11 protein-coding genes are annotated in these 14,239 nt (G+C 54.0%); 8 read left to right on the forward strand and 3 right to left on the reverse strand.

Features of this window, described 5'->3' with window-relative positions; all coding sequences use genetic code 11:
* The first annotated feature begins 244 nt into the window (after positions 1-244).
* The 6 genes from wecB (at position 245) to ASD75_RS07375 (ending at position 8,602) form a co-directional block, all read left to right on the forward strand.
* Positions 245-1,390: a non-hydrolyzing UDP-N-acetylglucosamine 2-epimerase gene (wecB, locus tag ASD75_RS23220; RefSeq protein ID WP_082564967.1), complete on the forward strand. Its 1,146-nt coding sequence runs from the start codon at positions 245-247 to the stop codon at positions 1,388-1,390.
* Complete coding sequence (locus ASD75_RS23225) at positions 1,365-2,693, forward strand: glycosyltransferase (RefSeq protein ID WP_082564931.1); 1,329 nt, start codon at positions 1,365-1,367, stop codon at positions 2,691-2,693. The genes wecB and ASD75_RS23225 overlap by 26 nt, the downstream gene beginning before the upstream one ends.
* 344 nt (positions 2,694-3,037) lie before the next feature.
* Entirely contained in the window at positions 3,038-3,844 is an 807-nt protein-coding gene (locus tag ASD75_RS07360) for a glycosyltransferase family 1 protein (RefSeq protein ID WP_235511563.1), read from the forward strand.
* Positions 3,845-3,919: 75 nt separating this feature from the next.
* The gene (locus ASD75_RS07365; RefSeq protein WP_082564933.1) at positions 3,920-5,341 is read left to right on the forward strand and encodes a polysaccharide pyruvyl transferase family protein; all 1,422 of its coding nucleotides are present in this window, start codon (positions 3,920-3,922) and stop codon (positions 5,339-5,341) included.
* Positions 5,342-5,363: 22 nt separating this feature from the next.
* Positions 5,364-7,682 (forward strand): glycosyltransferase, encoded by a 2,319-nt coding sequence (locus ASD75_RS07370; RefSeq protein ID WP_082564934.1) that lies wholly within the window; start codon positions 5,364-5,366, stop codon positions 7,680-7,682.
* A complete protein-coding gene (locus ASD75_RS07375; protein WP_056744376.1) occupies positions 7,679-8,602 on the forward strand; it encodes a bifunctional 2-polyprenyl-6-hydroxyphenol methylase/3-demethylubiquinol 3-O-methyltransferase UbiG in 924 nt (307 codons plus the stop codon). The genes ASD75_RS07370 and ASD75_RS07375 overlap by 4 nt, the downstream gene beginning before the upstream one ends.
* Positions 8,603-8,626: 24 nt before the next feature.
* On the opposite strand, the gene ASD75_RS07380 is transcribed toward ASD75_RS07375, so the two are convergent.
* From ASD75_RS07380 to ASD75_RS07385, 3 genes are all read right to left on the reverse strand, one after another.
* The gene (locus ASD75_RS07380) at positions 8,627-9,886 is read right to left on the reverse strand and encodes an ABC transporter ATP-binding protein (protein ID WP_056744379.1); all 1,260 of its coding nucleotides are present in this window, start codon (positions 9,884-9,886) and stop codon (positions 8,627-8,629) included.
* Positions 9,876-10,694 (reverse strand): ABC transporter permease, encoded by an 819-nt coding sequence (locus ASD75_RS23230; protein ID WP_082564935.1) that lies wholly within the window; start codon positions 10,692-10,694, stop codon positions 9,876-9,878. The genes ASD75_RS07380 and ASD75_RS23230 overlap by 11 nt, the downstream gene beginning before the upstream one ends.
* A 114-nt stretch (positions 10,695-10,808) precedes the next feature.
* Positions 10,809-11,492, reverse strand: coding sequence for a 2OG-Fe(II) oxygenase (locus tag ASD75_RS07385; protein ID WP_056744381.1), 684 nt, complete (start codon positions 11,490-11,492; stop codon positions 10,809-10,811).
* Between the two features lie 774 nt (positions 11,493-12,266).
* On the opposite strand from ASD75_RS07385, the gene ASD75_RS07390 reads away from it, so the two are divergent.
* Positions 12,267-13,085 (forward strand): class II aldolase/adducin family protein, encoded by an 819-nt coding sequence (locus ASD75_RS07390; protein WP_056744384.1) that lies wholly within the window; start codon positions 12,267-12,269, stop codon positions 13,083-13,085.
* Positions 13,082-14,230 (forward strand): acyl-CoA dehydrogenase family protein, encoded by a 1,149-nt coding sequence (locus tag ASD75_RS07395; RefSeq protein ID WP_056744385.1) that lies wholly within the window; start codon positions 13,082-13,084, stop codon positions 14,228-14,230. Before ASD75_RS07390 ends, ASD75_RS07395 begins: the two co-directional genes overlap by 4 nt.
* Positions 14,231-14,239 lie beyond the last annotated feature (9 nt).

The raw sequence follows: 14,239 nt of genomic DNA on the forward strand, positions 1-14,239 counted from the left end.
TCAAGCTCTCATGCACGCGTACCTGCTATGGATCCAATGGCCCGACGCTTCAATCGAAAAGGCGCGGGCGTACGATGGGGGCCACGGCGATGTGGCCTGAAGCGCTGGTCTGCACCTTGTGTTGCGCAAAGCGTCATTCACCGAAATCCCGAGACTGAACAAATTGTGACTGGCCCAGAATAGAACGAAGCCAACCAAGCAATCAACGGGCGTACCATTTTTGTCCCAACTCTATTCCTTTGCAATGCAATCATCTAGCCGGATAAATATCATTTGTGTAGTGGGTACCCGGCCGGAAGCCATCAAAATGGCTCCACTGATTATTGCGCTGCGCAACACCCATTGGGCATCGGTACGGATTGTTTCGACAGGGCAACACCCTGTCTTGGTCGAAAAAATGCTGTCGCATTTTTCGCTGACTCCGGATTTTATTTGCGACGTCATGGAGCCAAATCAGAGCCTGGCAAAACTGACCATCCGATTGCTTGGTGAACTGGATCGTTGCTTTCAGGCTGAAAAGCCTGATATCGTGATTGGACAAGGTGATACAACGTCAGTCACGGTTGCCGCACTCGCTGCGTTCTATCTTCGCATTCCCTTTGCTCACGTGGAGGCGGGCTTGCGAACGAGAGACTATAAAAATCCATTTCCCGAGGAAATGAATCGCGTACTGGTTGGAAACCTGGCGCAATGGCATTTTGCACCGACTAATATTGCTAAAAAAAATCTCGTCGCCGAAGGGAAATCTGCCGATACCATCTACGTGACGGGCAATACGATAGTGGATGCCTTGCTTTATACCGCAGATCGTTGTCCGCCCTTCGTGCTTCCAGAATTCGCGAACTGTAAAATGATATTGTTTACCGCGCACAGACGGGAAAACATCGGGCAGCCATTTTCTGAAATATGCCGGGCGGCGCGATATCTGGCTGACGTGAGGGACGATGTATTTATTCTCTTCCCTGTTCATCCTAACCCAGCTATAAAGGATGCGGCGTACTCGTATCTTTCAAATCATTCACGGATTCGTTTGACCCCCCCGCTTGACTATATTGATTTCATCGCGGCCATGAAATCTTCGTTTTTTATACTCACTGACTCAGGGGGGGTCCAGGAGGAGGCCCCATCTTTGCGTAAGCCGGTGCTCGTGTTGCGCAATGAAACCGAAAGGCCTGAGGGCTTAGAAGCCGGCGTTACCAAATTGGTGGGGCATGATTTTGAATCCATCGTCAATTCATCGCTGCAACTGCTTGATGATGATACTGTGTACAAATCGTTTTCACGGGGCAATTCCCCTTACGGCGATGGCAGGGCATCAGAAAAAATCGTGGATATATTGCATAAGGCATTGAGAAAAAACAGTTATGCGCATTCTTCTGATTGCCTATGAGTTTCCCCCCATCATCGCAGCCCAATCACTACGATGGTTCTATCTTTCGAATGAACTGGCAAAGCTCGGTGTGGAAGTGCATGTGCTTTGCTCGGACATGCCTGCGCTGCCCCCTTTTCATGAGGATTTTGCGCCTGGGGTTACCGTCCATCGGGTCTGGCCTGGTCCATATGTCGGTTTTTCTCAAAAAGCCTATTTACATTTATCCAGGTGGGGACGAGGTGGTGGCGCGGTGGGGCCGCTGGGTGGCGATTCGGTCTGGTTAAAAATGCACCGGTGGGGGCGCCGGGTACTCGATCAGATTATATTTCCAGACTTACGTACCGAATGGGCACCCAGCGCGTCCTTGCGTTTGATTCAGTTGCTCCGAACAACCCGGTACAGCGCGGTAGTGGCGTCGCACGAGCCCGGCGTAGACCTTCTGTTGGGTCTCTTGGCCAAACGGATCACTCGAATTCCGCTTATCGTCGACCTCGCTGATCCTGTAGTTGCGCCCTATACGCCGCGCTGGCGCCAGCGCATCGATCTAGTCTTTGAAGCAAAAGTTATTGCCCGTGCCGACGCTATAGTGGTAACGACGATGGCTGTTGTCGATCTCCTGAAAAGGCGCCACGGATTACAAGACGCCGACAATAAATTCACCTGCATCGCACAGGGATTTCCCAGTCGAAATAGCGGACGTGTAGAAAATAGCCATCATTCCAAGTCCCTGCATCTTGTTTATACCGGGAATTTTTATGCAGACTTCCGTTCTCCTGTCGAGTTTGCAAGGGCGCTGCGGTCGATTCGTGATCTGGATATTTCAGTCACATTTTATGGAAATCACGCTGCATACCAAGCACTTTTCGATGGCATTCCAGGGGTCAAATTTCACGGGATAGTCGATCATGGCACGTGCATTTCCGCGCAGCAGAATTCCGATGTGCTGCTTAGCGTGGGCAACAGCCAGCCGTTTCAAGTTCCAGGAAAAATTTATGAGTATCTCGGTATAGGTTCACCTATCTTGCATATTGCCAATACCCCAATGGACGAGGCCGGCGCACTGATCATGCGCGTCCGGGCAGGATGGGTTGTCCAGAACCAGGCAGATTCCATCGAACGCATCCTCCGCGAAATTCATGCGCGATGGACAAGCGGGGCATTGCAATCAATGTTTCTGCGTGATGAAAACACCATTGCAGAGTTTGCTTGGGGTAAAAGAGCCTTTCACTATAAGGGCGTGATCGATGAGTGTATAGGGCCGCATGAAAATGCCGGTCGTATAGAGAGCAGCATGAAAAACAAGGAAAAGGGAAGGTATTGATGCGTATAGCCGTTGACATCAGCATGCTTGAGGTACCTGGTTCAGGCATCGCGAGGTACATCAAATGCCTGCTGCCAATCATGATAGAGCAGAGCGAGGGTCGGCATCATTGGTTGCTTTATGGTAGGGCGTGCCCGTCAGGGAATTATGCTCATCTGCCAAATGTGACTTGTCGGTCTGATTATTTACCTCGGGATGCCGGCCGCATCGCCAGTTTGTTTTGCTCCCAAGTCATTTGGGGGAGTATTGATAGACCTGATGTTTACTGGAGTCCTGCGCACAGGCTGCCATGGTTCTTGCCGCGAAAAACAGCCACCACTGTAACTGTTCATGATTTGTGCTGGTTGAAGCAACCAGAAACGATGCGTCGCGTCACGTATCACCTTGACCGCGTGCTGATGCCCAGAAGCCTTGCCTCCACCCAACAGATCATTGCGATTTCTGAATCGACGGCGGAAGACATCAGGCTTCATTTTGATGAGACAGTCTGGAAAAAAGTGTCCATCGCAACCGAAGGTGGGGCGCATATGCCATCCCCCTTGCCGATCACCCATTTAAAGACCTTTGGCATTGAAATGCCCTATGTACTCTTTGTGGGTAGTTTCGAGCCACGAAAGAATTTGGCAAGATTGCTGCAGGCTTTCCAACAGGTGATCAAGCGTAGCGACACTGAAATACTTTTAGTATTGGTGGGGGGCGCGAGCTGGGGACAAAACTCTGTCAAAAGTGACATTGCAGCCTTGGGGATTGCGGGCAAGGTGCTTGTCCTGGATAACGTTGACGATCAGATTCTGTCGACGTTGTACTGTCATGCGCAATGCTTGGCCGCGCCTTCTCTCCTGGAAGGCTTCTGTTTGCCGGCAGCCGAGGCAATGTCGTTTGGAACTCCGGTGCTGGCCTCCATGTCCTCAGCGTTTCCAGAGGTGGTAGGGCAAGGCGGTGTTCTTGTAGATCCCCTTAGCGTGGATTCCATTGCCGAAGGTCTTACCAAGCTCGTCACCAATGAGGAATTGAGACGGGAACTTGGTGCGCATGCACTCCAGCATTCCCGTGGTTTTTCATGGGAGCGGGCAGGACTGGCCACGTTGAAGATTCTGGAAAATGCGCATGCAACTAAAAAAATGGAGCTGGCTCGCTGTGGAGCCCGCTAGATTTTCAGAATTTCTCTGGCATGAATAATCAAATGGGACTGAAAGTGCGAGCGCCCAGTTTTTATAACCCTATAAATGAATGCAACTGATTCCAATGCAATGAAGAACCAACGCTCTTGGCGCATTGGCATCTTTGGCACGTTTGATGTAGAGAATTATGGTGATCTGCTTTTCCCGATCATTGCAGAACTGGAGTTGTCCCGCAGGCTGGGAAGCGTTGAACTCACCCCATTTTCCTATCACGCAAAATCCTCGGAGGATTGGCCATATGGTGTGGAGTCACTGGCGGAATTGCCTCGCATGGCCAGTGATCTTGATGCAATCCTGATTGGCGGCGGGTTCATTGTCCGTTTTGACAAATTCATCGCTCCGGGATATGGGCCACCGGCAACGTGGATTCACCATCCCACGGGATATTGGCTGGCGCCGGCATTGGTGGGTGCGCAGCATGGTGTGCCTGTCATATGGAATGCTCCGGGCATGCATTGCAACGAGATTCCAGATTGGAGCCACCCGCTGCTTTCTCTTGCGCTTGATTCCAGCGCTCATATCGCGGTGAGAGACGAACCGTCGAAGACCGCACTCAGGCCATTTGTTGAGCCGCAGCGCGTGCATGTGATGCCTGATACCGCCTTTTCAATCGGGCGCTGTTTGAAATCCCATGCCGCGACCGATGAGGCGGCTGCGATTCGCGACGCTCTGGGCCTGAAAGCCCCATATCTCGTGATTCAGGCGACCCAGAATCTCGAGCGGCTTACCGATTACTTGAAGAAATTTCGTACGGAGTTGCCCAATCTCAGCGTGCTTCTGCTCCGTCTCGGGCCGGTGCTTTGTGATCACGAATCGTTCATTGACAGCGAGCTGCAGGGGACGTTTTGTCTCAGCGCATGGCCATCTCCGATGGTGCTGGCATCGCTGATAGGCGGATCCGAAGCAGTCGCGGGACACAGCTATCACCTTGCGATTACTGCACTGTCCTGTGGTGTTCCGGTATTCAGCTCCAGCGATCTCTCCCAAGGAAAGTTCACGGCGCTAGCCAAATACGACACCGTGCATCCGTTGCCGCCTGAAGGCTGCGACGATCCCCAATGGTTGTCCCAACGAATGGGCCGCAAAGAACCGTCGGATGTGGTGGTCGAGGCTAATGACATGCTGGAAAACTACTGGAATCATGTTGCCGCTGTGGTTCGAGCGGGCAAGACGGACTCCACGACCGCGACGAGTGCTTTTTTGATGTCGCTGCCTGGCATTCTGGAGCATGGGCAACGGCAGGCAGGAGCAGGCGATCCGGAATCCGCCGACCATCTGCGGGATCTGAAGGCTCGTTTGATAGGCTGCGAGGATTCGCTTGGTGAAGCAAAAGCGCAGTTGTCGGAGGTAACGCGCAGATCGCTCGATCTTGAAACCCAACTGCTGGAGTTGCACCAATCCATGTCCTGGAAAACGACGGCCCCCTTGCGCAGGGCGTGGCGCTGGTTGCAAGGCCTGTCAGCTTGAAGCAGATTCATACTATTTTCTTATGAAGCCAGAATCAGACGAATCGGAAAACCTACTGCCCACCCCAGCTCACGGGAATGCCATCGGGGACCCCGAAGGCCCGCATCAATGCCCTTCCTGCGGCGAAATGGCAGTGATGCGGCAGGCCATTACTCAACTTGAGCAAGAGTTGATTACCAGCAGGGAGACGATTGCGTCCCGAGACATCGCCATTGATTGGCTGAAAAAAGAAGCAGAAGCTGCAAAGATGGCGCTGGAGTGGCGTCGCAAAAGTCTCAAATATCTGCTGATCGATTTGATGTATCTGCTGGCCGACCGCTCGCCGATTGCCCGTACGCTCGGAAATCTGCTTTTGCCAAGGCGCCTCAAAAGAAGACTCCATGCAGAATCACTGCGCAATCAATTCCAGGAAGTTCCGCTTCTCCGGCCGCTAGCTGTGCCCCTCGTTGGCGAAAAATGCAACGATAAAATTGATATTGTCTGTTTTGCCAACATCGAATGGTCTGCCCGGTATCAAAGACCGCAGCAGATGATGTCTCAGTTTGCCGCTCATGGTCATCGTGTGTTTTATATCGTACGCTCGGGAATGCCTGAAAGGAGGGCTCCCTACGAGTTGAGGCAGGTTGCCGAGAGGATATTCGAGGTATGTCTGGCTTTCAGTGAATATGAAGATTTCTATTCCGTAAAGATGTCAGCTACCAATCTTAAGGCTGGGAACGAATCATTTTCCCGGCTGGCGCTGGATGCAAAGATAAGAGCCGCTCTGGTCGTGGTCCATCTTTCTTACTGGACCGGGTTGGCCCTCGACTTACAGAAGTCCCGGTCATGGCGCGTTCAATACGACTGCATGGACGAATGGGCTGACTTCCCTGATATCGGCGAGCAACTTATCAAAGAAGAAGAGGTACTGGTTCGCAGCGCAGATCTGGTTACGGTAACTGCATCTGTTTTAAAGAAAAAATGGATGGACCAAGGAATAGATTGTCTGCTCGTGCGAAATGCTGTGGACTATGATTTCTTTTTTGATCGATGTACTGAAAACAATCTGCTTGCCCATCTAAAGAAGCCCATCATTGGGTTCTACGGCGCCTTGGCTCCCTGGATTGATTTTTCTTTGTTACATTTCCTGGCAGAAAAACGCCCAAGCTGGAATTTTGTATTGGTCGGGGATCGCTTTGTAAAAGATCTGGCGGGCCTTGACCGGATGTCCAACGTGCACCTTACGGGCCGAAAGCCTTATGAGGACATGCCGCGCTATCTTCACGGCTTTGATGTATGCCTGATCCCATTCAAGTTGAACAAAGTGACGCATGCGGTGGATCCAGTGAAATTCTACGAATTCATGAGCGCCGGGAAGCCGGTGGTGAGTGTGCCACTTGAAGAGATGGCAATATACCAAGATTATGTATATTTTGCCACTGAGTTCGAGGATTTTCTTGCAAAAATAGAAATCGCGTTGGCCGAAATAGATTTCGTACTGGTTGAACGAAGAAAGGAGTTGGCCAGGGAAAATGATTGGCGGCATCGCTATATCGCAACCCAGGAGGCCATCAAGGGGTTGTACGGAAAATGCTCGATTGTAATAGTGAGCTTCAATAATGCTGAACTTACCAGGCAATGTATTGAGAGCGTTGTTTCCTGGACTACATATCCCAACTATGAATTGATCATTGTTGATAATGCTTCTTCCGATGGTACCGGAGCCATGCTCCATGAAATTCAGAGCCGGTATGCGATGGTGAAGGTGCTTATCAACAAGAGCAATAGAGGCTTTGCGGCGGCAAACAACCAGGGAATTACGTTGGCCGAGGGCGAATATATCGTGTTGCTCAATAATGATACGGTGGTCACAGGCGACTGGCTGGAGGCAATGCTCCGTCATTTGGAGGATGAGAAAATTGGCATGGTGGGACCAGTGACCAATTCAATCGGTAACGAAGCAAAGATCAATACAAGCTATATTAATCTGGAGCAGATGCATGAATTCGCTTCTGGATATACCGTCGCGCATGCCGGCCGCCATTTCGACATCTCGATGCTGGCAATGTTTTGTGTGGCGATGCGGCGCCATGTTTTCAATGAAATCGGGGACCTGGACGAGATGTTCGGTCTCGGAATGTTCGAGGATGATGATTACAGTCGGAGAATGCACGCGGCCGGTTATCGAACAGTATGTGCTGAAGATGCCTTTATCCATCATTATGGCCAAGCATCGTTTGGAAAACTGATCGAGACGGGTGAATATCAGGCCATCTGGGACCGAAACCAAGCTTACTTCGAAAGCAAATGGGGTGCCTGGAAGCCGCACACGCACAACCGCCAGCCAGGAAGGCCAGAATGAGATCCGATAGTGAGATCACCGCCGACCATTGGTCCAAGAATGTGGCGAGTTCCGATGCCTTTTCGCCCCAGGTCTACTGGCTTGCTGTGCCGGCTGTTCAGCAGCGCTTTCAGCGGCTGGCCTGTGGAGGGACCGATCATCGCTGGTGGGTGCAATATTGCCTTGGTGAATTCCTAGATCGTTCGATATCCCCGATCAGGATGTTGAGCATCGGTTGTGGCAGCGGTACTCTGGAGCGGGACCTTTTCCGACTCAATGCCTTTTCCGAGTGTGATGCAATTGATATTGCGCCCGGTGCTATTGATATTGCCCGGAAAGAGGCGAATTTAATTGGCGCTTCCAATATTAAGTATCACGTACAGGACGTCCAAAAAACGCCGTTGGAGAAAAATACTTACGATGCCGTCTGGTTTAATGGGTCGTTGCATCACATCAAGGAACTCGAGTCGGTTTGTGGGTTGGTTCGCAACGCCTTAAAGCCGGGGGGCTGGGTGTTCTATAATGAATATGTAGGAGCCAATCATTTTGCTTTTCCAGGGCGCCAACGGGAGGTTGTCGAAAGTGCTTTCCGCCTTTTGCCTCCAGAGTATCGCCGCTCATTTCAGCTGGAACACTTCGGCAAGGTACAGTTCAACGTGCAACTTCCCGAGCCGGCAGAAGTAATCAAGGTCGATCCGTCAGAGGCAATTCGGTCACAAGACATACGCAGGGTGCTATCTGATTATTTTGTCGAACATGCTTTCAATCCCTGTGGTGGCAATATATTGCAGTTCGCCTTGCATGGGATTGCGGGTAATTTCGTAGAAACAGACCCGCGTTCGATGGCTTTGCTCCAGATGCTGTTCGATATTGAAGACACTCTCTTGAACAACCGATTTTTTGAAACCGACTTTGCAGTGGGCGTTGCACGGGTTCCGTAATGGAGTGGAGATTGATCCAAAAATTCATCCGCCATGAAAGCTGGTTGCCTGGTTTTTTGCTTCGATTCCCAGATCGACGATACCAAGAAAAGGGTCATTTCCGCGCGCTACCGTATCAAAACTCAGTATCCCCACTTGCTTGTTAATCAGGAGTGAGGTCTCCTCGGTGCGACCATTCATCAGCTTGATGGTGATGTAGTATCGACCTGCTGCCAGTATCGCTGGGACGTGAAAGGTGACTGTTCCACTTTCCCCGTCGATGTCAGAATTGGTGAGGGGAAGCACAAAATTTTTTCCACCAACGACGAGCAGCCGTGCTTCCTGGATGGTAATGCTGATATTGGGTAATGAGACTGACTTGCTGATTCTATAGCTGACGACGATCTCGATTGTCTCACCATAGACAAATGACGAATAGTGGCTTCCGGTGTTGGTGAATTTGGCGGAGATTACCTCTCCTTCCGTTGTCCCAAATGCAATGCGTGCACCGTTGACCTCCTGTTTTCTCGTCACTGGAATCTTTCCGCCGCTTGCCCAGCGGCGTTGCTCGTCCCGCATGTCCAGCAGGTACATTTCGGAAATCGTCTCAGGAGATCCAAATGCCTTCAACAGTCCTTCATGGAGATAGATCGCGGTGTTGCAGAATCTCTTGACCATGCTCATGTCATGGGACACAAACAGAAGAGTTGTTCCTTTTCCTGCCAGGTTCTCTAGCCGACCCAAGCATTTGAACTGAAAGGAGGCGTCACCGACGGCAAGAGCCTCATCGATGACCAGTATGTCGGGCTCCACGCAGACGGACACCGAGAATGCCAGGCGCACAAGCATCCCGCTGGAATATGTCTTGGTCGGTTGGTCGATGAAGTCTCCGATATTGGCGAAGTCGGCAATTTCGTCAAACTTTGCATCTATTTCCGCTCTTTTCAATCCAAGCAGTGCTCCATTGAGATAGACATTCTCACGGCCTGTGAATTCTGGATTGAATCCTGACCCAAGCTCGAGCAGTGCCGCTATCTTCCCTCGGGCTTGAATCTGCCCCGACGTGGCGCGCAGCGTGTTGCAGATCAGTTGGAGCAGAGTTGATTTTCCGCTTCCATTTCGTCCAATAATACCGAGGGATTCTCCCTTGCGGACACGGAATGAGACGTCTTTCAGTGCCCAGAATTCGCGGAACCGCTGCTGCCCGACAAAAGGGAGCATCTGCAGCAGTCGGTCACGTGGCTTGTCATAAATTTGATAGCACTTGCTGATTTTGTCGACTTCAATGGCGAATTCAGAGGACATCGGAAAATCCCTCGCGGCTTTTCTGAAAAAACCAAAGGCTTGCTATCGCGAAGACGCCGGAAAATAGGATCGATGTACCCCATTTTATGATATTTGGCATGCCTCCCCAGAATAATGCCGTACGTGCATCTTCAATCACCTGTGCCAGGGGGTTCAAGCCCATTGCTTGGTGCCATTCAGGGGGGAGTGCACTGATTGGATAAAATACAGGGGTCAAGAACATGATCGGTAGTAAAAGTGCACCAATAATGTGATTGATATCACGAAAGTAGACGCCGAGTGCGCTCAGGATCCAGGAAATGCCGAGTATGTAGAGGCAGATTGGAATTAAAACAAAAAGATAGATGAAAGAAGATGCGGGCGGAATTCCAATTGTCAATCCATAGAAAGCAAGCCATACGATTGAACTCACAAGCATATGAAATAAGCCTACCCCCAGATTGATCCAGGGCATAATTTCAAGTGGGAATTGAATTTTTTTTACATAATTTGTATTGGATACAATCATTGTCGGTGCGCGGAGCGCGCATTCCGAAAAAAAATTGAAAATCGTCATACCGATAAAAATAAGCAGTGCAAATTCAGTAGGGGATTCATTGCTATCGGGCCAGCGAACAGTAAATACCTTGGTGAATACGGTGGTGTAGACAAGAAGGGTAAATGCAGGGGTGATGATTGACCAGATCAATCCCATGAGTGAATTTCGATAACGGGAAGTGATTTCACGTTGAATCAATGAGAAAATAAGCTCTCTATGTTCCCAGGGAATAAATAGATGGGCGGGTCGCAGAAATGACTGCCTGTTCATGTATTTACGGTAATTAAGGATTCAATGCAGGCGCCGCTTGACGGCAACATCACGAAATGCCCAGGTTGAGAAACTAGCTGCGCCAAAGATGCCAGCGCGTGGCACGCGGGCTATTCAGCTTGGGTAGTCATGCAGTTCCATATCCACCCCTGGTGGCCACATTGAGCTGATGGATCCGGGTTGGTAGAACGTCACGGTCACACTCCGTCGGGATTGAGTAGCTTGCTCCGATACCCGTGTCACTTCGTGCCAAGAAGTGTCCGACCTGACAAAGGTGGCCGAATTCCCAATGGTCGGGTTTACCAGAGCAGCAACGTCCTTTGCATCGGAAGAATTCAGGATGGCCAGACAGCCACCGTCCATGGGATGCCACTTGTCGTTGAAATAAAAAACGTGGGTGACAATTTTCTCGGGGAGATCGCGATGGGGGCCCAGAAGTGCGCCAGGGCCGTAGTGATAAACATGCGCCTCCATCGGCAGGCTAGTCAGGTCAATGCCAGTAATGGACGACATGGCAAGCCGGTATTCTGCAGAAAGTAGGTCTTGTGCCAGTTGGTACCAATAAGGGCTCAGGGATTCGGCGTGCGATATGGTTTGCTCTCCCATCGGAATCAGGGATCGGGCGTCGTATCGATAGTCTTTTTCTCCCCCATAAGCCTCGACGGTGCGGAAGTGATCGTGGGGATAGGTCTTGGAAAGTGCGGCGCAGTCAGCCTTTGAATAGAGGTCCGAAATTTCAGCCCATCTGAATGGCTGCATTTTCATACTGCATTCGCGAATTTTCGAAAAGTCGATCATGGGTCAATAAAAATTTGTGAAGGGGCAATTGGTGAGTACGTAAGGCTGAGCTGACTCAGGACTTTTTTCGTGTGACTTGGAACAGTATGCACTCCACTTCGTCGTTAGCTAGAGGCCTCAGATTCGGAAGGCGAGATGACTGCGGGAGGGCTCCTCTGATTGACTAGTCGAGACCGAGTGTTGTCCATCCGCCCGGCTGTCTGGGATGCCGTTGTCACCGGACTGCGGCCATGCGGCAAGGGTAAATGGTGAACATGCCCACACGCACGCTTGATCAATAGGCTCTGGGCGAGCTCTTCTGATCTGTAGTGGTTTCGAGAGCTAGGGCTTCGCGCGGAGGGGTTGCGTAGATGCCTTTGCTGCGACTGGAGAGCTCCCGTCCTAATGTGGTGTCCGTGCGCAGATGCCCACACGATGACTTTCGCACCGAGGGGATTTGGGCTCCAGAAGGCCGAATGTGTTTGATCAGCCGGGGCTGAGGCCGTTTGTGACTGAGCTGGCTGCGGTAGCCTCCTGCCGTGCAGGCTCGTCACTTTCGGCGCGCCATGGCGTCAGAACCGGTCGGTGCATGTCGCCCTCCGCGAGTCAGCGCATTCGACAGCCGTTCATGGTGTCTGGCTCAAATCGGGGAGTGCGCTGCCTGCGCCCCTTGCTTCATACAGAAACTGTATGTGGTCACGCGGATTTCTTCGTTGGCGCGGGGCGGGGGCACCCCTATGGTGGGCGGGTTCGTTTCTCTTTCGTCCACCTCACCGATCTGGAAAGCCGCCACCCATGTCTGCCGTCCTCAAGCCCCTGCCCGCCACCGACCTCGCCCGCAACCCCACGCCGCAGCGCAAGGACTGGTTTGATGCGCCCAGCCCGCGCCCCACGCTGCAGGCCGAGCGCCGCTACCGGCAGGAGAACCTGGCCGTGGCCTTTCGGCTGTTTGCACAGCAGGGGTTTGACTACGGGCTGGCAGGCCACATCACTGCGCGCGACCCGGAGTGGACGGACCACTTCTGGGTGAACCCGCTGGGCGTGCATTTTTCGCAGATCAAGGTGTCCGACCTGCTGCTGGTGAACGCGGCAGGCGAGATCGTCATCGGCCAGGGCCCGCTGAACCGCGCGGCGTTTGCCATCCACGCGGCGTTGCACGAGACGCGGCCCGACATCATTGCTGCGGCCCACACCCATTCCACATATGGCAAGGCGTGGTCTGCGCTGGGCCGCAAGCTCGACCCGCTGACGCAGGACTCGTGCATCTTCTATGAAGACCACGCGCTGTTCGACGACTTCACGGGGGTGGTGCTGGAGACGGACGAGGGCTTTCGCATTGGCAAGGCGCTGGGTGCGCAGAAGGCGGTGATCCTGCAGAACCACGGCATCCTGACGGCGGGGCCGTCGGTGGAGGCGGCGGCGTGGTGGTACATCGCGCTGGAGAACGCCTGCCAGGCCCAGCTGCTGGCCGAGGCGGCGGGCGCGCCCCGACTCATTCGCCATGAGATCGCGCAGCACACACATGCACAGATCGGCGGGCCCGGCGGCGCGCAGTTTGCCTTCAGGAGCCTGTTCGACATCCTCGTGCGGCAGCAGCCCGAGGTGCTGCAATGAACGCGCCGCTGACCTGGGGGCAGGTGGCGCGCACGCTGGCGGTGGAGTTTGCCGAGCGCGCCGTGGCGCATGACCGGGACGGGAGTTTTCCGCACCAGAACTTTGCCGACCTGCAGCAGGCCGGCCTGCTGGCGCTGGCCGCGCCGCGCACGCTGGGCGGGCAGGGCGCGTCGGCCGCGCAACTGGGCGAGGTGATTGGCGCGGTGGGCCAGGGCTGCCCGGCCACGGCGCTGGTGCTGACCATGCAGTACATCCAGCAGCGCGGCATGGGGCGGCCCGGCTCCCCCTGGCCGCGGGCGCTGGCCCGGCAGCTGGTGCACGAGTCGCACAACGAGGTGTCGCTCATCAACGCGTTGCGCGTGGAGTCCGAGCTGGGCTCGCCCGCACGCGGCGGCCTGCCTGCCACAGTGGCGCGGCACACGGCCGAGGGCTGGCGCATCAGCGGGCACAAGGTGTATTCGACCGGCGCGCCCATCCTGCGCTGGTATGTGGTGTGGGCCCGCACCGATGAAGAGGTGCCGCGCGTGGGCTCGTTCCTGGTGCGGGCCGGTTCGCCCGGCATCCGCATCGACGCCACCTGGGACCACCTGGGCCTGCGCGCCAGTGGCAGCCACGATGTGATCCTGCAGGACGTGCTGACCCCCCACGACCACGCGCTCGATGTGCGCCTCCCGCAGGACTGGGCCCGTGGCGAGCCCGCCATGCTGGCCGAGATGACGGTGATGCTGGGCGCGCTGTACACGGGCGTGGCCCGCGCAGCGCGCGACTGGGTGGTGCGCTTTCTGCGCGAGCGCACGCCCGCCAACCTGGGCGCACCCCTGTCCAGCCTGCCGCGCGCCCAGGAGGCCGTGGGCCGCATCGAGGCCCTGCTGCTCACCAACGACCGGCTGATCGCCAGCGTGGCGCATGACCTGGACACCGGCACCTTGGTGCCTGCGGTGGACAGCGGCCTCGTCAAAACCGTGGCCACGCAGAACGCCATCGACGTGGTGCAGGCGGCGTTGCAGCTGTCCAGCAACCACGGCCTGGCACGCAAAAACCCGCTGGAGCGTCACCTGCGCGATGTGTTGTGTGGCCGTGTGCACACCCCGCAGGAGGACAGCGCCCACATTGCCGCAGGCCGCCGCGCGCTGGGCCTGGGCTGAGACGATGAG

It is taken from the genome of Acidovorax sp. Root568 (genome assembly GCF_001427445.1).
Taxonomy (GTDB): domain Bacteria; phylum Pseudomonadota; class Gammaproteobacteria; order Burkholderiales; family Burkholderiaceae_C; genus Acidovorax; species Acidovorax delafieldii.

What these genes read in the sequence shown, in the direction of transcription:
- ASD75_RS07395 (WP_056744385.1), top strand. Translation starts at nt 13,082, where the DNA reads ATGAACGCGCCGCTGACCTGGGGGCAGGTGGCGCGCACGCTGGCGGTG.
- ASD75_RS07390 (WP_056744384.1), top strand. Translation starts at nt 12,267, where the DNA reads ATGTCTGCCGTCCTCAAGCCCCTGCCCGCCACCGACCTCGCCCGCAAC.
- ASD75_RS07370 (WP_082564934.1), top strand. Translation starts at nt 5,364, where the DNA reads ATGAAGCCAGAATCAGACGAATCGGAAAACCTACTGCCCACCCCAGCT.
- ASD75_RS23225 (WP_082564931.1), top strand. Translation starts at nt 1,365, where the DNA reads ATGCGCATTCTTCTGATTGCCTATGAGTTTCCCCCCATCATCGCAGCC.
- ASD75_RS23230 (WP_082564935.1), bottom strand. Translation starts at nt 10,694, where the DNA reads ATGAACAGGCAGTCATTTCTGCGACCCGCCCATCTATTTATTCCCTGG.
- ASD75_RS07365 (WP_082564933.1), top strand. Translation starts at nt 3,920, where the DNA reads ATGAATGCAACTGATTCCAATGCAATGAAGAACCAACGCTCTTGGCGC.
- ASD75_RS07380 (WP_056744379.1), bottom strand. Translation starts at nt 9,886, where the DNA reads ATGTCCTCTGAATTCGCCATTGAAGTCGACAAAATCAGCAAGTGCTAT.
- ASD75_RS07385 (WP_056744381.1), bottom strand. Translation starts at nt 11,492, where the DNA reads ATGATCGACTTTTCGAAAATTCGCGAATGCAGTATGAAAATGCAGCCA.
- wecB (WP_082564967.1), top strand. Translation starts at nt 245, where the DNA reads ATGCAATCATCTAGCCGGATAAATATCATTTGTGTAGTGGGTACCCGG.
- ASD75_RS07375 (WP_056744376.1), top strand. Translation starts at nt 7,679, where the DNA reads ATGAGATCCGATAGTGAGATCACCGCCGACCATTGGTCCAAGAATGTG.